The following is a 20,225-nucleotide window of genomic DNA, read 5'->3' on the forward strand; positions in this document are numbered from 1 at the left end:
ACATTCATGACGCACGGGGAGTAAAGGATAAGCGAGCCAACCATAGCGGCTCTAGAACACGGTCCACTTCCCGGGGACAGGACAGGTCGTCCGTTAGGCGCGGACCTGCGGGGTAGGGGGACGGGCATGGTTGAGGTGAGGGAGCCGTCCCGGGGGGACGACGCGCGTCGAGAACGTCGAGCGGGAACGGACGGCTCGGCAAGGGACGACGGCGCTGACGAGGATCGTCGACCGGCTGGACGCGACGCTGCCGCTGCTCGCGCGTCCCTACGGGCTGCTGTCGTCGCGGGCACGGCGGTCGGGACGCGACGTCTACGACATGCGGTTGCTGCTGCAGCAGACGACGTGCATGACCGGGGCCGATTCGGCGGAGGTCTTCTACGATCCGCGGCGGTTCGTCCGGGCCGGTGCGGCGCCGCGGCGGCTGCGCGCGACGCTGTTCGGCGAGGACGGCGTGCAGTCGCTGGACGGCGAGCGGCACCGGGCCCGCAAAGAGCTGTTCATGTCGCTCATGACGCCCGGCGCCCGCGACGACCTGTGCGATATCGCCGCGCGGCTGTGGCGGGAACGGATCGCGTCGTGGGCCGGGGACGGGCGGCGGGTGGTGCTGTTCGACGAGGTGAGCGAGCTGCTGTGCGAGGCGGTGTGCGCGTGGACCGGGGTGCCCGTCACGCGGCCGCAGGTGCCGGCCGTCACCCGGGTGCTGCTGTCGCTGATCGACTCCCCGGCCGCCGTCGGACCCCGCCACCTTCGCGGACGGGACGCGCGCCGGCTCGCCGACCGGTGGGCCGCCGGGCACGTCGTGCGGGCGCGGGCGTCCGAGACCGCGGAGGGCACGGCGCTGGAGCGGATCGCCGGGTTCCTCGACACGGACGGACGGCCGCTGCCGCCCGAGGTCGCGGCCGTCGAACTGCTGAACGTGCTCCGGCCGACCGTCGCGGTGGCGCGGTTCGTCGTCTTCTCGGCGCTCGCCCTGTACGGGAACCCGAGCTGGCGGCGCCGGTTGCAGGACGACGACGCGCCGGAGCCGATGGACGCGTTCGTCCAGGAAGTGCGGCGGTTCTATCCGTTCTTCCCGTTCGCCGCGGCGCGCGTCGCGCACGACTTCACCTGGCGCGGGCACCGGTTCCAGAAGGGACGGCGGGTGCTGCTCGATCTGCACGGCATCGACCACGATCCCCGTTTGTGGGACCGCCCCGAACAGTTCCGTCCCGAAAGGTTCCTCGGCTGGGAACCGGACGCCTACTCGTTCGTGCCGCAGGGCGGCGGCGACCACTACGAAGGGCATCGCTGCGCGGGCGAGTGGGTCACCGAGGACCTGATGAAGGTGTCGGTCGCGGCGCTCACCCGGTCGATGGAATACACGGTTCCGGCGCAGGACCTCCGCATTCCGCCGTGGAGCGCGCCCGTGCTGCCGAAGAGCGGATTCGTCGTCGCGCAGGTTCAGGCCCGGGAGTGACGACCGGGCAGTGCGGTTATCAGGGCGCGGAGGCGCGGGGACATTTCCTCGGGGAGTCCGTCGAGGGCGCACCAGCGTGCTTCGAGGATTTCGGCGGGGTCCAGGTCGAGGCGTCCGCCGGTCACTTCGGCTTCGTAATACGCCTCGACCCGGAAACGGAAACCGCTCGCGAGGTGCAGGGGACGGTCGGCGACGGCGACTTCGAGGGACGTCTCCTCGCGGACCTCGCGCGCGACGCCGTCCTGGAGGCGTTCGCCCGCGTCGACGTAGCCGCCCGGCAGTCCCCACGCGCGGTACGGGGGCCACAACCGGTGCCGCAGCAGCAGGATGCGGCCCCGGTCGTCGCGGACGATCCCGCCCGCGTAGACGAGGAACGTCGGGTGCCGGAGCCGCGCGAGGCGCCACTGCGCGCGTCCGCTCAGCTTCCTCCAGACGGGTGCCGCCACCCGCCGGACCGCCAGGTCGATCAAGCGTCCCCTCACCGGGCGAGTATTTCGCACCGGCCGGGCCGTCCGCCCTAGGGGGCCCACACCATCGTCTGCTGGTGCAGTTTCTCGCCGCCGTTCCTGATTCCGAGGACGAAGACGGCCGGGCCGTGTTCGGCGAATCCCATGCGGCGGAAGAAACGTACGGCGCGCGTGTTCTCCCGCAATGTCTGCAGGTGGCAGCCGGGCGATCCGACGGCCCGCAGACGGTCGCGCCACCCGTTCATCAGGCCGTCGGCGGCGCCCGTCCCGCGTGCTTCGGGCGCGACGGTGAGGTGCAGGTGCGCCGGCCATCGCGGATCGTCGAAGCCTTTCGCGGTGGGCCGCCGCCGGACCGCGGCCCCCGCCAGGTCTGTCATGCTGCGCGCGATGAAAGCCACGGACTTCCGGCGTAAGAGCAGCCGATGCTTCCTGACGGCCCGCACCAGGAGTTCGTCCTCGCTCGGGAAGGACGAGGTGTCGGGGCAGCCCGTCAGATAACCGACGAGCCGCCCTTCGGAAACGGCGAGGAACAGAGAGTCGGGATACAGGTCGATGTAGGGCGTCAGATAGATGTCCGCCTCGGATTCCGGATGGCCCCATAATGACTCGACGGGCGACCCCTCACCCGCCCGTGCGAACAGTTTCCGCAGTTCGGCGCGGTCGTCTTCCTGGAACGTCCGGATTTCCACCAGGCCCCCACGGGTCGCGGTCTCCGGCAGTATTCCACTTCACCGCAGGAGCGTCCCGCCGGACGCGGTCACTCCGGACAGGGCGCCGTCGATGCGGGCGAGGACGTCGGCGGACAGTTCGACGCGCGCGGCGGCCAGATTCTCCTCGATGTGCGCCGGAGTGCGGCTGCCGGGGATCGGCACGACGTCCGGCCCGCGGTGCAGCAGCCACGCGAGCGCGAGCCGGCCCGGCGACACGCCGAGGTCGGCGGCGATCTCCCGCACCGCCGCGTACGAGTCGCGGTTGGCGGCGAGGTTGGCGTCGTCGAACTTGGGGTTGTTCTTCCGGAAGTCGCCGTCCTCGATCTTGTCCACCGTGCCGGTGAGGAACCCCGCGCCGAGCGGGCTCCAGGCGACGAGGCCGACGCCGAGCTGCCGCGCGGCGGCGAGCAGCCCGGGGTCGACGGGACGCCACATCGACCACTCCGTCTGGACGGCCTGCACCGGGTGGACCGCGTGGGCGCGCCGCAGCTGGTCGGCGGTCACGTTCGACAGCCCGAAGTACCGGACGAGCCCGTCCGAGACGAGTTCGCCGACCGCGCCCGCGGTGTCCTCGATCGGCACCTGCGGGTCCGGGAAGTGCGGGTAGTACAGGTCGATGACGTCGGTCCCAAGGTTGCGCAGGCTCGTCTCCGCGTAGCCCCGGACGTGCCGGGGGTCGCAGTTGACCGCCAGTTCCCCGAACGCGAACCCGACGGGGAACGGGTGCGGTTCCACGCCGTCCGGCAGGTTGAAGCCGAACTTCGTCGCGACCGCGACGTCGTCCCGGCGCCCCCGCAACGCCCGTCCGACCAGCCGCTCGTTGTGGCCGTCCACGCCGTAGCCGTCGCTGGTGTCGACGAACGCGGCGCCGTGGTCGAACGCGTGCCGCAGCGCCGTCAGGCCCCGCTCGTCGTCGACCTCCCCGTACACGCCGGGCGACAGCACCATGGCGCCGAAGCCGATCGCGGACACTTCGAGCCGTCCGAGGGAACGGGTGGGAAGGATGCTCACTGGATGCTCCTCAAGATCGGAATGCGTCCAAGCGTGGGCCCGCGGGGCCCCGGCCGTCCAAGACAAGGCGTCATAGCCGATCGTTATGGACGCTCGCCCGCGATCGCCCCGGGCCGGGGTGCGGCACGCCTCGGGGTCTGATTCGCCTTACTTCCCGCCGTTTCTGTGGTTCGCCCGCGTGGGCCCTGTCATGATGCGGATCACCTGGGACGTGCCCGTCGTCCGATCCATGTGTTGTGAACTTGATCAACAAAAATTCCGTCCTTTGATGGAGATGTCGTGGAGATGGCGGTATGGTCAGCGCAACATCACGACGATCGTGAAGCGGGGTCTCCATGGGACGCAGCTCTCGTTGCCCGGGACGTCAGGAGGGGGCGGCGCCGTTCGGCCGTCTCGGGGAGGGGGCCGTACCGACGGCGGAACTCGAACGGGAGGCCCTGTCGGCGATCTCGACCGAAGACGTGGCGGCCTTCCTGCGCACGGCGCCGCCGGAGCACGTTCGCGACCTGCTCGGCGTCCTGCGGCTGGGCGCCGCGCGCAGACCGCCGCCCGGCGCCGCCGACCTGCTGCTGCGCACGTTCCGGCACGGCGAGCCGCGCCGCCGGGCGGCGCTGCGCGACATCCTCGCGGCGCCCGCGCTGCACGTCTTCGGCAACGTGGACGGGCTCGGCGCGGACGACTGCGTCCGGCTGCTCGACGACGCGACGGCCGGCGACGTCCTGGAACGGGCGCCCGCGCTCCGTTCGCTGCTCGCGTCCGACGTCCCCGACACGATCGTCCGCTGGTGGCTGGCGTGCGCCGTCGCGAAGGGGCGGCCGCTCGCCGTGGTGGCGCTCGCACTGCTGGCGGAGCCCGCCGCCCGGGCCGCCTGGGACGGCCTGCGGGGCGACCGCCCCGACCTTCCCGAGCACCCGGTGGAACTGCGGGATCTGCGGCGGATCGCGCGCCGCCCGTCCGACACGGAAGAGAAGAACGGAACGCCGATGCCCTCCCCGCCTGCCCTCGATGACCTGACCGCCGCCCTCGACGAGCTGCGCCGGCGGTTCGACGAGGCGCGCGCGGGCCGCCGACCGGGCGGCCGCATCCTTCCGGGAGGAACGGCGGCCGGACGACGATGACCTCGCGGCGATCCGCGCGGCGGTGACGGACCTGGACGCCGTGCGCGTTCGGGTGGACGCCGCCGTCCCGGGCACGCGCGAGGCGGAACTGCCGGAACTCGCCGCCGCCGTCGCCGGCGCCCTCGACACGCGGCGCGCCCGCGCCAGGATGAGCGCCCTCCACGGGATCGAGGGACCGGGCCAGGTCGCCGGGATCCTCGTCGAGGTGCGCCGGGCCGCGGCCGCGACGGCGCGCCCGGCCTGGCCGCCCTCGCGGAGCTCATCGAGGTCAGGGCGCTGCCGCAGGAGGCGCTGCGCGCCCCCGGCCTCGCCGAGCGGGCGCGCGCCGAACTGCCGGACCGGTGGAAGGTGCTCGTCGATCTCGCTCTCATGGCGCAGCTCTCCCTCGTGCCGCGCCCGGCGGAGGACGACGCCCCCGCCGCCGAACCGCGCGCGGGCCACGAAGAGCCGTCCGTTCCCGAGGCGGCGGCCGCCGACGGCGCCGCCGGCGGAGACGAAGACGAGCTGGCCGGGCTCGACGCGTTCCTCGCAGCGTCCACCTCAGACCAGAAGCCCCTCGGTTCCACGGCGCCCGCGGCCGTACCGAGGCCCCGGCCCGCGGCGGAGCGGGAGCGGAACACGCCGGTGCGCGAAACGGCGCCCGCCGCCGAGGAACCGGAGGCGTCCGGCCCGCCCGCGGACGGCGGTGCCGTGTCCTGGACGAGCGCGCGCCGCCGCGGTTCCCGCGTTGCCGCCCGAACTCGTCCGTGCCGAGGCCGCCGCGCTCCGCACCGGGCGGTTCGGGTTGGCGGGCAGGCTGTGGACGTGGCGCCGGACGTCCACCGGCGGAGGAGCGCGCCCGGCGCTGCGCCGCGCTGGCCGCCGAGATGACCGCGTTCGCGGGGGCGCTGTCGGCGGAGTTCGCCGCGGCGCGCGCGACCTGACCGCGCGCTCGCTCGCCGACGACCCCGTCGGCGGCCTGCTGGCCTGGGCCGCCGCGATCCGCGCCGGGCTCGTCCACCCGACGCCCGAGTCCACGCGACTGCTGGAAGAACTGACCGTCGTCGTGTCGGCCCGCCCCGAGCTCGCGGCGTGCGGGGACGCGTTCGTCCGGGCCGCGCGCAGCGGCGCCTACCTCGGGCCGGGTCTCGCGGGGAGCATCCGGGGCACGGCCGAGGCCGCGACGGACCGGCGCAACGCCGTGGCGGAGGCCGTGCGGATGCTGGAGGAAGCGCCGCACCAGAAGATCAGATACCAGTTCGCCACCGAGGTCTGGAAGAGCCTCATCCACCCCGACGGCCCGATCGGACGGCTGCTCGCCATCGCCGCCGAGGACGATCCGGACGCGGCGGCCGCCGTGATCGCCGAGGCGATGCGGCTGCGGTCCGGCGACGCGATCAACCGGCTGATCGACGAGCACGCCGGCCGGCTCGGCGCGCGGCGGAAGAACAAGAAGATCATCGCGCGGGCGCACGCCCAGCTGGTGAAGAAGGCGGCGGACGCGCTCGCGACGGTGACCGGCTGGGCCACCGCGGTCACGCAGGCGGGCGGCGGCGCGGCCGACGCGAAGGACTGGCGGCTCGGCCCGCTCGGCCGGCTGCAGGAGGTCGCGGGGGAACGCCGGGAGGCGGTCGAGAGCACGCTCACCGACCTCGGTTCCGGTTCGGACGACCCGCTGCTCGCGGCCGCCGCCGACGCCGCCCGCGGCCTGCTCGGCCGGGCGTTCGACCTGCTGTCGGGGGAGACCTTCGACGCGCCGGAACCGCCCGCGGCCCATGTCGTCGGCCGCCATCTGCTGTTGGCCCCGGAGCTTCCACTCGACCCGGACGGCCTGGAACCGCGCACCGCACCGTCCATCGACGTCCTCGTGCCCGTCGCGCTCGCCGCCGCGGAAGACTGGGACGCGGCTTTCGAGGGACGGGCGGCGCGCCGCGACCACGAGGGCACGCTGGGGATCGTCACCGTCCTGGAACACACGGATCCCGCGGCGGCGGCCCGGGGGCGCGGCGCGCGACGAGCTGGTCGCGGCGGCCCGCGCCGACCGGGACCGCGCGATCGAGGACGTGCGCGACCTGGCGGCGGTGTGGCTGCGTGACGGGGTGCTGACCGAGGAACAGGCGCGCGGCGCGGAGGAGCGGCTGCGCGCGCTCGACGGCGACCGGGTCGACTTCGACCGCGTCGAGCGCGGCGCTGGAGTCGCTTCGGGAAGCGCTGCGGGCCGACCGCGAGGCGGCGATCGGCCGCGAGCGTGCCCGGCTCGCCGAGCGGACCGCGGCGGGCGGGCTGGACGCGGCCGTCGCGGACCGCGTCCGCGGCCGCGTCGAGGCGGGCGACCTGACCACCGCCCGCGAGTTCCTCGCCCAGCTCGAGGACGGCAACCCGCCGCCGCTGGCGTCCGGGGACGCCGCGCACCTGGACCGCTTCTACCCGGCGTTCCCGCGGACCTTCGCCGACATCGGCGTCCGGGCCGGGAGCCGCGCCCGCAAGCAGGAGACCAGCGAGGTGCTCACCGAGCTGATGGACGCCCTGCAGCGGGGCAGGGACGTCGGCGACCCGGACCTCGCGGGCCTCCTGAGCGGCGCGGGCGTCAAGATCCCGGCGCTGCGCAACGCCCGCCGTGAGGAGGCCAGGGAGGGGCTGCGGCAGTGGAAGGCGTGCGGTCTCGGGTCCAAGACCGAGGCGACGCTGCGCTCCGGCGTCACCGCCATCCTCAAGATGATCGGCCTGGAGGGGGCGCAGCGGGAGGGGCCCAGGGAACAGCACCGGACCTGGATCGACCTGGAGGACGTCCGGTGGGTGGGGGAGACGCCGCTCCCGGCCTTCGGGTCGCGGATGAGCCCGTCCGGCGACCGGCTCCGCCTCGTGCTGGTGTGGCGCAGGCCCGGCCCGCAGCAGCTCATCGAGCTACTCAAGGGGCAGCCGGAGGACCAGACCATCCTCGTGTTCTACTTCGGCGTGCTGGGTTCGGAGGAGCGGCGGCAGCTCGCGATCGCGGCGCGGCGGCGCCCGTCGCCGGTGACCGCGGTCCTCGACGACGCGGCGATCGGCTACCTGGCCTGCCTGCCCGAGGCCGACTGGTCCGCGGCGGTCGCGCTGACGGCCCCCTTCACCGCCACCAACCCGTACGCGCCCGTCGGCGACGTCCCGGACGAGATGTTCTACGGACGCGACGCGCAGCTCCGCGACGTGACCGGCCGCATCCGCTGCTCCTTCGTGTACGGGGGACGGCAGCTCGGGAAGTCGGCGCTGCTGCGCAAGGCCGAACGGGACATCCGGCGCACCGACCCCGGCCGGAGGGTGATCCTTGAGAACATCCAGACGGTGGGGAAGGTCGCTCCGGCCGAGTCGCTGTGGCCGAAGCTCGCCGCCGAGCTCGCGCGGGCGGGCCTGATCCCGGAGGGGATCGGACAGCGCGACCAGGTCCGGGACGCGGTCCGCGAGTGGGCGCGGGCCGACCGGGCGCGCCAGGTGCTCGTCCTGCTGGACGAGGCCGATCACTTCCTGAACCAGGACGCCGAGGACGGCCGGTTCGAGAACGTCACCGCGCTGCGCGACCTCATGGACGAGACCGACGACCGGTTCAAGGTCGTGTTCGCGGGTCTGCACCAGACCGCCCGCTTCCAGAGCCTGCCCAACCAGCCGCTCGCCCACCTCGGGACGCCCGTCGCCGTCGGCCCGCTGGAACCGCAGAACGCCTTCGACCTGCTCGTCCGGCCGCTCGCGGCGCTCGGCTTCCGGTTCCCGGAGACACTCGCGGCCCGGGTGATCGCGGAAGCGAACAACGCGCCCGCGCTCGTCCAGCTGTTCGCCGAGGAGCTGCTGACCCGCTTGCGCCGCGACCCCGCCACCGCGAGGACCCTCCCGTACGAGATCACCCACGCGGACGTCGAGGCCGTCTGGCGGGACAAGAACCTGGTCCGCGGCTTCCGCGACCGGTTCGAATGGACCCTGAACCTCGACAAGCGCTACAAGGTCATCGCCTACAGCGTGGCGCTGCACGCACTGGCGGTCGGGGCGGACGAGACGCTGAGCGTCGGCGAGCTGTGGGAGCAGTGCCGGCGCGCCTGGCCGGACGGGTTCGAGGGCTGCACCGGGGACGGCTTCCGCGGCCTGCTCGACGAGTGCGTCAACCTGGGCGTGCTCGGCCTCTCCGCGGACCGGTACCGGCTCCGGACCCCGCACATCCTCAATCTCCTGGGCGGTATCGACGACGTCCAGAAGGTCCTGGACAACGCCGGGGAGTTCGAGCTGCCGGACGCCTTCGACGCGCACTCCTACCGCGGCGCCTACGGCGACGGCCCGGAGCGCGCTCCGCTCAGCAGCGCACAGCTCGCCAGGATCACCCGCCCGCACGACCTGGTCCACGTCGTGGCAGGGTCCGGCGCCCTGCGCGGCGACCGGGTGCATCCGACACTGAAGGCGGAGGAGACCGAGCGGACCGACCTCCGCGTGTACCGGGTGGGCCGGGACGATCTGACCTTCGACGGCGCGCGCACGCGCGCCGAGCGGCACGAGGGCCACACCGTCATCGTGGTGGACGTGCCGAACGGGCGTCCCCGGCACCACTTCGAGCAGCGGCTCGCCGACGCGTCCGCGGCGGTCGCGGCGCACCGCCGCGGCACCCTCGCGGTCGTCCTGGTGGCGGGCTCGGCGCTCGCGCCCGCGTGGGTGCGCGCCGCGGGCGCGACGGGGTCGAACTGGTCGAACTCGGCCGGTTCAACGCGGCGGCGGTCCGGCAGTGGATGTCGGAGGACTCCCAGCAGGGCTTCCCCGACGAGGCGGGCCAGGAGGCGCTGCTGGAGCGGACCGGCGGCTGGCCGACGCTCATCGGCCGGGTCGTCCGGCGGCTCGCGGAGTCGGGGACCGGACGCGAGGAGGTCCTGGACGAGTGCGTCCGCGGGCTGCGGGAGCGTCCGGCGGAGTTCGTCGCCTCGACCGGAGTCCTGGACGATCCCTGCCTGGCCGCAGCCTGGCGGGTGCTCGTCGCCGAGGAACCCGATGCGCCCGATGAGCTGGCGACCCTCCTCGAACTGCACGGCGAGGAGTCGGCGCCGGACCTCGGCCCGGCCGCGCTGGCGGAGCGGGGCTACGCCGGAACCGCCGACCTGGTGGATGCCCTGTGCGCGCTGGGGGCGCTGTTCCCCGCGGACGGACGGCTGTCCTGCGAGCCCGTGCTCGCCGCGGCGACCCGGTGGGCGGCGGACCGGTGATCCGCGACGAGGAGGCGCTCGCCGCCGTCCTGCGCGCCGCCGCGTCCGTCGTGCTCGACCGGCCGTCCGGCGCGGACCTGCGTCCGCCCGGACGTCCTCGTCAAGGAAAGGACTCCGATGCTGCTGGCGGCGCTGCAGCGGTTCCCGGCGTTGCGGCGCCGGGCGGCGGCGCGGCTCGCCGGGGCCCGGGCGGACGGCCGCGCACGTGCGCTCGCCGCCGTCCTGCTGCACCCGGACGACGAGATCGTCAGGGCGGCCGTGAAATGGGTGACGCCGGTCCGGGACCGTGCCGCCGAGCGCAGGGAGCGCAGGATCGGGGACCTGCGGGCGCGGCTCGCCGCCGAACGCGGGCGGCTCGGCCACGCCCGGCGGGAGGCGGCGGTGAACGGCCGGTTGCTGGAGGACGCCCGGGACGCGCTCGCCGAGCGGGACGAGCAACTGTCCGTACTGCGGCAGCGGCTCGGGAACGAGCAGCTCCGCTGGACGGATCCGCGCGGTCTCGCCGCGGGGCTGCTCGGCCTGCTCGAAGGGGGCCGCTCGGCGCCGGAGGACGACGCGGCGGCGCGCGACCCGCGCAACCTCGAACCGGCGCGGCGCCGCGACGAGCACCTCGTGGCCGCCGCACGCGCCGCGGGCCGCGCCCCGGACGACGTCCTGGCGATGCTGCGGGCGATCGTGGATCCGTCGCCGCCGCCGGTCGCGGCGTCCGGGAGCTGGACCTGCGGGTCGTGCCGCTCGGCGGGGACGACCACATCGGCGGGTCGTGCCTGCTGGTCGAGGCGGGCGGGACGCGGATCCTCGTCGACGCCGGCCTGCGGCCGGGCGACCCGGGCGGTCCGCCGCGCGACATCGCGCGGGCGTTCGACGGGCCGCTCGACGCCGTCGTGGTGACGCACGCCCACACCGACCACTGCGGGTACGTGCCCGGGCTGGTCGCGCGGCGTCCGGACCTGCGGGTCGTCGCCACTCCGCCGACCACGGCGCTGATGCCGGCGATGTGGACCGACGCCGTGAAGGTGATGGCGGGGCGGGAGCGCGGTCGCGCTCGCTGGGGTGACGCCGGGGCGGCGGCCCTGTACGGACGGGACGACGTGGCGGCGGCGGTGCGGCGCTGCGAGGAACTGGCGTTCGGAGCGCCCCGCGGGATCGGCGCGCTGACCGTCGAGCTGTTTCCGGCGGGGCACGTCCTCGGCGCGGCGGGCGTCGTCGTGCACGCGGGCGGACGCCGCGTCGTCGTCACCGGGGACATTTCCGGCTTCCGGCAGGAAACCGTGGACGGGTACGCGGTGCCCGAGTCGGCCCGCGGCGCGGACCTGCTGGTCATGGAGTCGACCTGCTGCGCCGAGGAGCACGACGACCGCGGCATGCGGGTCGGGGAGCTGGTGCGGGCCGTCGCCGACGTGCACCGGGGCGGCGGCCGGGTGCTGATCCCGGCGTTCGCGCTGGGCCGGGCCCAGGAGCTGGCGCTGATCATGAAGCGGTGGCTGCCGGAGGTGCCGGTCCGCATCGACGGCATGGCCGCCGACCTGTCCGCCGAGTTCGAGTTGCTCGACCCGTCCCTGCGCATCCTGGGCGGCGGGACGGCCGTGGCGGCGCGCCCGGGGGAACTCGACACGTTCCGGACGGGCGTCGTCATCTCGACGTCCGGGATGCTGACCGGCGGGCCGGCCCTGCAGTGGGCGCGGCGGATCCTGCCGGAGCCGGGCAGCGCGCTGTTCATCTCCGGCTACCAGGACGAGGAGTCGCCCGGACGCGCCCTGCGGGACCTGGCGGACACGGGCGGTGAGTTCACGCTGCCCGACCGCGCCGGCGAGGCGACCGTCCCGGTGCGCGCCCGCGTCGCGACGATGCGGCTGTCCGCGCACGCCGACCGGCGGGGTCTTCTCGACGTCGTCGACGAGGTCGCGCCCGGACGGACGATGCTCGTGCACGGGGTCGCGCACCGGCAGCGGGCGTTCCGCGAGACGTTGCGCGTCCGCGACCGCGCGACGGTCGGCACGGGCGCGTGGCGTCCGTGAGCGACGCGGCGTCCGAAGCCGGGCGGTACTGGATTGTGTCGTTCAGGGTATTGGCTGTTCCGGATGTGATTGATGATCAGCGGGTGCCCGTTCTGGATGCGGTTCAATAGCGATATATGACGAAATTAGTTGATCTGTCCGGTGGCTTGAGTGAATGGCGGTGCGGGTAAGAATCGGGGTGACGCCAATCGATTTTCCCCGGAGTGGTGATGCGAATCTCCCGCCCCTGCCTGGCCGCTCTCGGCGCGGTCGTCCTAGCCGCCGGCTCGTTCGCCTGGCCCGCGTCCGCTTCGGCGGCCGGGGCCCGATATGTTGCTCTCGGTGATTCCTACTCGTCCGGAACGGGCGCCGGGGATTACGATCCCGCGAGCGGTTCCTGCACGCGCAGCGCGAACGCCTATCCGAATCTGTGGGCCGCGCAGAACGAGACCGAATCGTACGAGTTCGTCGCGTGTTCCGGAGCGACTTCGACGGACGTCGCGAGCGGGCAGCTGGACGCGCTGAGCGGCGCGACCACGCTCGTCAGTATCACAGTCGGCGGCAACGACGCGGGGTTCTCCGACGTGATGCTGACGTGCGTGCTGCAGACCGCGTCGGCGTGCGAGAGCCGGGTCGCCGAGGCCGAGCGGTACATGCGGGACACGCTGCCGGGCCGCCTCGACGACCTGTACGGGAAGATCCGCGACCGGGCGCCGGAGGCGCGGGTGGTCGTGCTCGGGTACCCGCGCCTCTACACGATCGTCAGCGGCTGCATCGGGATCGGCAACACCAAGCGCAAGGCGCTGAACGGCGCCGCGGACGCCCTCGACGAGACGGTCGAGAAGGCCGCGGGCCGCGCCGGGTTCGTCTGGTCGGACGTCCGCGACGAGTTCGACGGGCACGAGCTGTGCTCGGGCGACGACTGGCTCAACGCCGTCGCGTGGCCCTTCGAGGACTCCTACCACCCGACGGCCCGCGGCCACCGGCTCGGCTACCTGCCCGCGTTCACCGGGTCGACCGCCCGCAGCACCGTGACCTGAGCCGCGAGGACGCCCGCCGCGAGGCACATCAGCAGCGCGCTCGTCCACGCGGGGGAGCGCAAGCCGAGGCCCGCGCCGATCGCGACGCCGCCGAGCACAGGGCCCGGCGACGGCGCCCGCGTTGAACGCGGCGGTGGCGAAACCGCCCGCCAGCGTGGGCGCCTCCGCGGCCGTCTCCAGGACTCGGGTGATCAGCGCGGGCCCCGTCCCGAACGCGAGCATGCCCTGCACGAAGACGAGCGCGGTCGCGGCGGCCGCGTTCCCGGCGGCGAGCGCGAGCGCCGCCCAGCCGACCGCGAGCGCGCCCGTCCCGGCGAACAGCAGGACGGTCGGACGCGCGTCGGCGATCCGGCCGCCGAGCGTCACGCCGACGAACGCGCCGACGCCGAACAGCGCGAGGATCCCCGGCACCCACGTCTCGTCCAGCCCGGACACCCGCGTGGCCAGCGGCGCCAGGTAGGTGAAGGTGCAGAACGTCGCGCCCTGCACGAGCGCGTTCGTCAGCAGCGCGAGCAGGACGCGCCGGTCGCGCAGGACGCCCAGTTCGCGGCGCGGGCTCGGTGCGTTGGGCCGCTCGTCCGGGATCGTCCGGGCGATGGCGGCGACGGCGGGCAGCGACACCAGGGCGACCGCCCAGAAGGCGGACCGCCAGCCCCAGTGCCCGCCGAGCAGCGCGCCGGCGGGCACGCCCGCGACGCACGCGACGGTGACGCCGCCGACCACGACGGCGGTGGCGCGGGCGCGGATCTCCGGCGCGACCATCCGGGCGGCCGCGGCGAGGGCGACCGCCCAGAACCCGGCGTTCGCGAACGCGGCGACGACCCGGGTGCCCAGCAGCACCGCGTAGTCGCCGGTCACGGCCCCCGCGACATGGGCGGCGACGAAGACGAGCAGGAACGCCAGCAGAGCGCGGCGGCGCGGCCACCGGCGGCCGAGCAGCGACATCAGCGGCGCGCCGACGACCATGCCGGCGGCGAACGCGGACGTGAGCAGCCCGGCGGCGGGGACGGACACGCTCAGGTCGGCGGCGATGCCGGGCAGCAGCCCGGCGAGCATGAACTCCGAGGTGCCCTGGGCGAACACTGCGAGCCCGAGGACATAAACGGCGAAGGGCAAGGAAGCTCCCGAGACGTCGAACGGACACGGCGCCCGCGAACGGGCGGCCGGACGGGCCGGACCGTGCGGGGAGGCGTGCCGCGAGACCGTCCGAACCGGGCGGGTCGCGTGTTCGCGCGGGCGGCCGAGGCCGTTTCGAGACGGGACGACGTGTGGGCGTCGAGGAGCGCGGCGAGAAGGGGGAGATCCCCTGGAAGCCCCGCGGGACGGTGATCCGCTGGTCCGCGACGCACGCGGCCATCGGGGCGGTCAGCGTCTACCCGGGTCGGGGCTGGATATGGGCGCCAGGTTAGCAGGCGGAAGACACGATGTCCGATATTTCGTGATCTACAACGTAAAGGCGCCGACCGGCGCGGCCGCGGGCGTCGCCGTCACGAACTCGAAGGTCGACCGTCGGCGCCTGCTCGGAACCGGGAGGGGACGCGTCGCGGGCCCGGGGCGTCGGATTCGTGAGGGGTGGCCGTCGTCTGAGGCCTCCTGTCGTGCGATCGGGTGGGGCGTCGCGGGTTTGATCGACTCCATAGATCCTTTTCACATGCTGATTAGGTCGCGCTACACTGAGTGACGTATCCGTTGCGGGGGAGAGGGACGGCGATGACGAGCGCGCATCAGCGCCTGGGCGAACGCATCAGGGACTTCCACGGTGCGGACGACGCGCCCCGAGCCCCCCGTCCGCGCGCGCCCGACGCCGACCGGACGGTCGTGCTGACCTGCAGCGACTACCTGGCGCTCGGGGAACATCCGGCGATCACCGGGGCGATGATCGCGGGGCTGCGGTCGGCGGAGAGCGGGGAGACCGTCTCGCGCGCGCGGCGCCCGCCCGCAGACCATCCGCAGATCCTGCTGGGCGAGGCGCTGGCGCGGCACATGGGGGCGCGGGCCGGGGTCGTGTGCCCGTCCGGCTGGGCCGCCAACACCGGGTTGATGCAGGTGGTCGCGGGCCCGGACGTGCCGGTGTACCTGGACGCGCTGGCGCACCTGTCGTTGTGGGAGGGGGCGCGCGCGGCCGGTGCGGAGATCGCGTACTTCCGGCACAACGACGTGGACCACCTGCGGCGGCGGATCGACGTCGGCGGGTCCGGGGTGGTCGTGGTCGACGCCGTGTACGGGACGAGCGGGGCGCGCTGCCCGCTCGACGAGCTCGTCCGGCTGGCCGAGGAGCGCGACTGCCTGCTGGTGGTGGACGAGTCGCACTCGCTGGGGGTGCGCGGGGAGCGGGGCGAGGGGCTGGCGGCGGAGGCGGGGCTGGGGGGACGCGTCGACTTCGGCACCGCGAGCCTGTCGAAGGCGCTGCACGCGCGGGCGGGGCTGATCGTCTGCGACCGTCCCGGGTTCGCCGACTACTTCGTCGACACGGCGTTCCCGGCGGTGTGCGGGTCGACGCTGCCGCCGCACGACCTGGCGGGGCTGCGGGCGGCGCTCGGCATAGTGCGCGAGGAGGGCTGGCGGCGGGAGCGGCTGGGGGCGGTGACCCGCCGCCTGCGGGACGGCCTGGCCGGGATGGGGTACCGGCTCGTCGACGCCGACACGCAGATCGTCGCGGTCGAGACGGGGACGGAGGCGGACGCGCTGCTGCTGCGGGACGCGCTGATGGCGCGGGACGTGTTCAGCGCCGCGCTGTTCCAGCCGGCCGCGTCGCCGCACCGCAGCCTCGTCCGGCTGTCGGCGCACGCGGCGCTGACCGACGAGGACGTGTCGCTGGTGCTCGCCGTGTGCCGGGAGGCCCGTGCGCGGATTCCGCTGCCGCGTGCCTGACCGCCGCCGCCGGTCAGGCGTGTCATTGTGGGGGGCGACCCCCCACACCCCCCCCGGCAAGGGCGGCCGCCGGTCAGGCGGCGGGGACGTAGCGGTGGTCGCGGGTCCGAGCGCCGATGTAGCGGAGCATGCTGCGCAGCGCCCAGTGGTTGAGGCCGGTGGGGATCATGCGGTGGCCCTGCCGGTTCGCGAGGGCCATGGCGGCGAACCTGGCCTGGTCGAGGGTGCTCCAGGGGATGTCGAAGCGGTCGCGGACGATCGGCGGGAGGCAGCCGAACGTGACGAGGCGGAGGGGGCGTTCGGCGACGATGCGTCCGGCGCGGTCGAGGCGGGGGCCGCCGACCGGGAGCAGGGTGACGGTGTCGGAGCCGTGCTTGGCGATCTCCAGGGCGCGGGCCGCGGCGGGGGTGAGTTCGAGGCGTTCGGCGCAGACGTGCCAGAACTTGGACTGGAAGGCGGCGTAGTCGGCGGGGACGGGCCGCATGCTGACGCCGTAGCGGGAGTACCAGGTGACGGTCTCGGCGTACATGCGTTCGTGTTCCTCGGCGGTGAGGGTGCCGGGGTGGAACAGTTCGGCGGCCTTGAAGATCTCCCACGTGAACGTGGCGTGCGCCCACCAGAACGTCTCGGGTTCGAGGGCGTGGTAGCGGCGGGCGCGTTCGTCGCGGCCGCCGATGCCGCGGTGCAGGTCGCGGATGGCGCGGCCGCGGGCGTCCCCGTCGGGGGCGAGGATCGTCGCCCAGATCTGCGGGACGGACCGGTGGATGCGGTCGAACGGGGCGTCGAAGAACGCGGAGTGCTCGCCGACGCCGGCGCCGATCCCGGGGTGCAGCAGTTGCAGGAGCCCGGCGGCGGCGCCGGGCAGCAGGGAGCGCACGTCGCCGCGTGCCGCCTGAGGAGGGTGCCGGGGCCGAGCGGGGCGCGGGCTGCCGTCGGGGGCGAGGCGGGCATCGCACCTCCTGATCGAAGTCTGCTGACCTTGAGCGTAAGGCGCGGAGACTGCTGAGACAAGAGGCGAGGTTTGTCGCATGTGCCGCGTGCGCCGGGCCCGTCCGTCCGTCCGGGCGGACGGGCCCGGCGGCCGGGTCAGGCGGTGGCGGGCTTGTAGACGGCGACGGCGCAGGCGCTGCCGAGGCCGATGTTGTGCTGCAGGGCGACGCGGGCGCCGTCCACCTGGCGGGCGCCGGCCTTGCCGCGCAGCTGCCAGGTCAGCTCGGCGCACTGGGCGAGGCCGGTGGCGCCCAGCGGGTGGCCCTTGGAGATCAGCCCGCCGGACGGGTTGACGACCCACTTGCCGCCGTAGGTGGTGGCCTGGTCGTCGATCAGCTTGTGGCCCTCGCCGACCCCGGCCATGCCGAGCGCCTCGTAGGTGATCAGCTCGTTGGCGCTGAAGCAGTCGTGCAGCTCGATGACGTCGACGTCCTCGATGCCGACCTGCGCCTCGTCGAGCGCGGCGCGGGCGGCGCGCTGCGAGCAGCCGAAGCCGACGACGTTGATGGACGAGTGGTCCTCGAAGCTGTCGGGGGTGTCGGTGGTGATGTTGTGCCCGGCGATCTCGACGGCCTGGTCCCACAGGTCGTGCTCGTCGAGGAACCGCTCGCTGACGACGAGCGCGGCCCCGGCGCCGTCGGAGGTGGGGGAGCACTGCAGCTTGGTGAGCGGGTCGAACACCATCGTGGCGTTCTTGATGTCGTCGAGGGAGTACTCGTCCTGGAACTGCGCGTACGGGTTGTTCACCGAGTGCTTGTGGTTCTTCCACCCGATCCAGGCGAAGTGGTCGGGGGTGGAGCCGTACTTCTCCATGTGCTCGCGGCCGGCGTTGCCGAACATCTGCGGCATGGGCGCCTTGTCCAGCTCCCACTCGCGGCCCGCGGTCATCGAGCGGAGGTGGTGGTCGATGATGGTGACCTTGGAGTCCATGCCCGCGCCGAGCGAGCCCTTCTTCATCTTCTCCATGCCGAGCGCGAGGGCGCAGTCGGCGAGGCCGCCGCGGACGGCCTGGCGGGCGAGGAACAGCGCGCTGGATCCGGTGGCGCACGCGTTCATGACGGTCATGACCGGGATGCCGGTCATGCCGGTCTCGTAGAGGGCGCGCTGGCCCATCGACCCGTACATCGAGCCCGCGTAGGCCATCTCGATCTTGTCGTAGCCGACGCCGGCGTCCTCGAGGGCCTTGCCGACGGCTTCCTTGGCCATGTCGGGGTACTCCCAGTCGCGGGAGCCCGGCTTCTCGAACTTGGTCATGCCCACGCCGACGACGAAGGTGCGGTTGGCCATCAGGCTCGCCTCTCTCGGTACCGAATCCAGTTCGGGACACGATAACGCGGCGCGGCTTCCAAGCGATCGCTTGGTTCCGTTGATCGGGATCGTCGCGGACGTCCCGGCCGGTGGGCGTCCGGGCCGGCCCCAGGTCAGCCCCGGGACGCCGCCGGGCCGACCCCGGGACAGCCGCCGGGTCGGCTCCGGTCGGCCGCCGGGTCAGCCCGGGAGTTCCGCGGCGAGCGCGGCGACGAACGTGTCGACGTCCGCCTCCGTGGTGTCGAACGAGCACACCCAGCGGACCTCGCCCGTCCGCTCGTCCCACACGTAGAACGCGAACCGCTCGCGGAGCCGCTCGCACACGTCCTTCGGCATGGTCGCGAACACCGTGTTGGCCTGCACCGCCTGGGTGATCTCCACGCCCGGCAGCGCGCCCGCGCCGTCGGCGAGCCGCCGCGCCATCGCGTTGGCCCGCGCGGCGTTGCGGTGCCACAGGTCGCCCTCCAGCAGCGCGACGAGCTGCGCCGACACGTACCGCATCTTGGACGCCAGTTGCAGGCTCGACTTGCGCAGGAACTCGACCCCGCGGGCGGCGTCCGGGTTCAGCACGACGACGGCCTCGCCGAGCAGCAGCCCGTTCTTCGTCCCGCCGAACGACAGGACGTCCACGCCCGCGTCGGTGGTGAGGGCCCGCAGCGGGACGCCGAGCGCCGCGGCCGCGTTGGCCAGCCGGGCACCGTCCATGTGGACGCCGAGGCCGCGCCCGTGCGCCGCCGCCGCGATCGCCGCGACCTCGTCCGGGGTGTAGACGGTGCCGAGCTCGGTGCTCTGGCTGATCGACACCGCGGCGGGCTGCGCGCGCTGCACGCTGCCGAACCCGACGGCGAGCCGCTCCACCGCCGCGGGCGTCAGCTTCCCGTCCGGGGCGGGCGCGGTGACGAGCTTGAGCCCGGCGATCCTCTCCGGGGCGCCGCACTCGTCGGTGTTGATGTGCGCCGCGTCCGGGCAGATCACCGCGCTCCACCGTTCCGACATCGCCTGCAGCGCGACCACGTTCGCGCCCGTCCCGTTGAACACCGGGTACGCCTCCGCGCGCGCGCCGAAGTGCCCCCGGACGATCTCGCCGAGCCGCGCGGTGACGGTGTCGGCCCCGTAGGCGGGCTGGTGCCCGTCGTTGACCGCCGCGAGCGCCGCGAGGACCTCGGGGTGGACGGACGCGTGGTTGTCGCTCGCGAATCCGCGGCGGGCGGCGGGAACGGTGGTGGCGGGGGCGACCGGCTCCGGAGAGGTCAAGGCGGGTTCCGTTCGGTTGGACGACGACCGTGCCCCGGGCGCACCGCGCCGTGCCGCGCCGGGGGAACGGTGAACGGGACGTCCGGGACCTTCGGCGCATCGCGCCTGAACACGACGCGCCCGGCCTTCGACGATACGCCCGTCCGAAATCAGGCGGGACGGTCGGTGATGTTCTGGACGGGCGCCGGTTCGGGTTCGGTGGTGTGCACCACCAGGCGCGCGCGCAGGGAGTCGAGGTCGTCGCCGAGGCGGGCCATGTTGGCCTGGACGTCGCGCCACAGACCGGTCCGCTGTTCGAGCTGCGCGAGGCGGGAGCGCAGGTCGTCGAGGCGGCGGTCCGCGGTCTCCAGCCGGGTGCCCTGCTCGGCGGTCTCGCGCCCGGCGCGGACCAGGCCCGCCATGACCGCCGACACGTCCCGTTCGGTGTCGTCGATGCGCTCGTCGATGCGCGGCAGGAGGCGGTCGTTGAGCTGCGCGACGAGCGAGTCGAGCTCGGTGCGCAGCGCGCACATCTGCGCGTCCCGCGCGTGGAGGGCGTCCTCCAGGGCGCGCAGGCGGGCGGAGTGCGTGGGGAGCAGCCGTTCCAGGTCGGCCGACCGTTCCAGATCTCGGCCCAGTCTGCACAGGAGGGCGGCGCCTCCACGCAACTGGCGTTCCGCCTCCGCGGCGGCGCGGCGGACGAGACCCGGGATAACGGTCATGATGCTCCCCCCAGGGGCCGGCGACGGGATGCTCCTTTAACTCTAGGCGAACGTGCCCCGAACCCCTTATGTAAATCACGTGTCGTTTCGGTGAACCGCCCCCGGTGATC

The 20,225-nt window shown here is 74.0% G+C and carries 14 protein-coding genes and 1 pseudogene; 7 read left to right on the forward strand and 8 right to left on the reverse strand.

What is annotated here, in order from left to right; translation table 11 throughout:
* Nucleotides 1-319: 319 nt before the first annotated feature.
* A complete protein-coding gene (locus BJF79_RS30425) occupies nt 320-1,459 on the forward strand; it encodes a cytochrome P450 (RefSeq protein WP_083734205.1) in 1,140 nt (379 codons plus the stop codon).
* Here BJF79_RS30425 and BJF79_RS30430 read toward each other — a convergent pair.
* Genes BJF79_RS30430 through BJF79_RS30440 form a run of 3 tightly spaced genes read right to left on the reverse strand, consistent with a single transcriptional unit; the run spans nt 1,444 to nt 3,647 of the window.
* Nucleotides 1,444-1,929, reverse strand: coding sequence for an NUDIX domain-containing protein (locus tag BJF79_RS30430; RefSeq protein ID WP_262402764.1), 486 nt, complete (start codon nt 1,927-1,929; stop codon nt 1,444-1,446). The genes BJF79_RS30425 and BJF79_RS30430 overlap by 16 nt on opposite strands.
* 47 nt (nt 1,930-1,976) lie before the next feature.
* A complete protein-coding gene (locus tag BJF79_RS30435) occupies nt 1,977-2,615 on the reverse strand; it encodes a GNAT family N-acetyltransferase (RefSeq protein WP_083734208.1) in 639 nt (212 codons plus the stop codon).
* Nucleotides 2,616-2,654: 39 nt separating this feature from the next.
* Nucleotides 2,655-3,647 (reverse strand): aldo/keto reductase, encoded by a 993-nt coding sequence (locus BJF79_RS30440; protein ID WP_075902583.1) that lies wholly within the window; start codon nt 3,645-3,647, stop codon nt 2,655-2,657.
* 335 nt (nt 3,648-3,982) lie between these two features.
* On the opposite strand from BJF79_RS30440, the gene BJF79_RS30445 reads away from it, so the two are divergent.
* From BJF79_RS30445 to BJF79_RS30465, 5 genes are all read left to right on the forward strand, one after another.
* Nucleotides 3,983-4,765, forward strand: coding sequence for a hypothetical protein (locus BJF79_RS30445; RefSeq protein WP_075902585.1), 783 nt, complete (start codon nt 3,983-3,985; stop codon nt 4,763-4,765).
* A 727-nt stretch (nt 4,766-5,492) separates the two neighbouring features.
* Nucleotides 5,493-6,839, forward strand: a complete 1,347-nt coding sequence (locus BJF79_RS30450) for a hypothetical protein (protein ID WP_075902587.1) — start codon at nt 5,493-5,495, stop codon at nt 6,837-6,839.
* Nucleotides 6,840-7,246: 407 nt separating this feature from the next.
* A complete protein-coding gene (locus BJF79_RS30455) occupies nt 7,247-10,216 on the forward strand; it encodes an ATP-binding protein (protein ID WP_075902589.1) in 2,970 nt (989 codons plus the stop codon).
* Nucleotides 10,217-10,682: 466 nt separating this feature from the next.
* Nucleotides 10,683-11,972: an MBL fold metallo-hydrolase gene (locus BJF79_RS30460; protein ID WP_075902591.1), complete on the forward strand. Its 1,290-nt coding sequence runs from the start codon at nt 10,683-10,685 to the stop codon at nt 11,970-11,972.
* Nucleotides 11,973-12,181: 209 nt separating this feature from the next.
* Nucleotides 12,182-12,991, forward strand: coding sequence for an SGNH/GDSL hydrolase family protein (locus BJF79_RS30465; RefSeq protein ID WP_075902609.1), 810 nt, complete (start codon nt 12,182-12,184; stop codon nt 12,989-12,991).
* On the opposite strand, the pseudogene BJF79_RS30470 reads toward BJF79_RS30465, so the two are convergent.
* A pseudogene (locus BJF79_RS30470) lies at nt 12,943-14,107 on the reverse strand (Cmx/CmrA family chloramphenicol efflux MFS transporter). The gene BJF79_RS30465 and the pseudogene BJF79_RS30470 overlap by 49 nt on opposite strands.
* Before the next feature lie 594 nt (nt 14,108-14,701).
* Between BJF79_RS30470 and BJF79_RS30475 the strand changes: the two are divergent.
* Nucleotides 14,702-15,862 carry an aminotransferase class I/II-fold pyridoxal phosphate-dependent enzyme gene (locus BJF79_RS30475; RefSeq protein WP_075902593.1) on the forward strand — a complete coding sequence of 387 codons (1,161 nt, stop codon included), beginning with the start codon at nt 14,702-14,704 and terminating at the stop codon, nt 15,860-15,862.
* A gap of 73 nt (nt 15,863-15,935) precedes the next feature.
* Here the strand turns inward: BJF79_RS30475 and BJF79_RS30480 are convergent, their stop codons facing one another.
* The 4 genes from BJF79_RS30480 to BJF79_RS30495 form a co-directional block, all read right to left on the reverse strand.
* Nucleotides 15,936-16,739: an oxygenase MpaB family protein gene (locus tag BJF79_RS30480; protein WP_075902595.1), complete on the reverse strand. Its 804-nt coding sequence runs from the start codon at nt 16,737-16,739 to the stop codon at nt 15,936-15,938.
* Between the two features lie 209 nt (nt 16,740-16,948).
* On the reverse strand, nt 16,949-18,139 hold the full coding sequence (locus BJF79_RS30485; protein ID WP_075902597.1) for a lipid-transfer protein: 1,191 nt from the start codon (nt 18,137-18,139) through the stop codon (nt 16,949-16,951).
* A gap of 201 nt (nt 18,140-18,340) precedes the next feature.
* A complete protein-coding gene (locus tag BJF79_RS30490) occupies nt 18,341-19,414 on the reverse strand; it encodes a threonine aldolase family protein (RefSeq protein ID WP_075902599.1) in 1,074 nt (357 codons plus the stop codon).
* Nucleotides 19,415-19,563: 149 nt separating this feature from the next.
* Nucleotides 19,564-20,115 carry a hypothetical protein gene (locus BJF79_RS30495; RefSeq protein ID WP_075902601.1) on the reverse strand — a complete coding sequence of 184 codons (552 nt, stop codon included), beginning with the start codon at nt 20,113-20,115 and terminating at the stop codon, nt 19,564-19,566.
* Nucleotides 20,116-20,225 lie beyond the last annotated feature (110 nt).

Source organism: Actinomadura sp. CNU-125, assembly GCF_001942465.1.
Classification (GTDB): domain Bacteria; phylum Actinomycetota; class Actinomycetes; order Streptosporangiales; family Streptosporangiaceae; genus Spirillospora.

What these genes read in the sequence shown, in the direction of transcription:
- BJF79_RS30425 (WP_083734205.1), top strand. Translation starts at nt 320, where the DNA reads ATGCGGTTGCTGCTGCAGCAGACGACGTGCATGACCGGGGCCGATTCG.
- BJF79_RS30445 (WP_075902585.1), top strand. Translation starts at nt 3,983, where the DNA reads ATGGGACGCAGCTCTCGTTGCCCGGGACGTCAGGAGGGGGCGGCGCCG.
- BJF79_RS30465 (WP_075902609.1), top strand. Translation starts at nt 12,182, where the DNA reads ATGCGAATCTCCCGCCCCTGCCTGGCCGCTCTCGGCGCGGTCGTCCTA.
- BJF79_RS30475 (WP_075902593.1), top strand. Translation starts at nt 14,702, where the DNA reads ATGACGAGCGCGCATCAGCGCCTGGGCGAACGCATCAGGGACTTCCAC.
- BJF79_RS30485 (WP_075902597.1), bottom strand. Translation starts at nt 18,139, where the DNA reads ATGGCCAACCGCACCTTCGTCGTCGGCGTGGGCATGACCAAGTTCGAG.
- BJF79_RS30495 (WP_075902601.1), bottom strand. Translation starts at nt 20,115, where the DNA reads ATGACCGTTATCCCGGGTCTCGTCCGCCGCGCCGCCGCGGAGGCGGAA.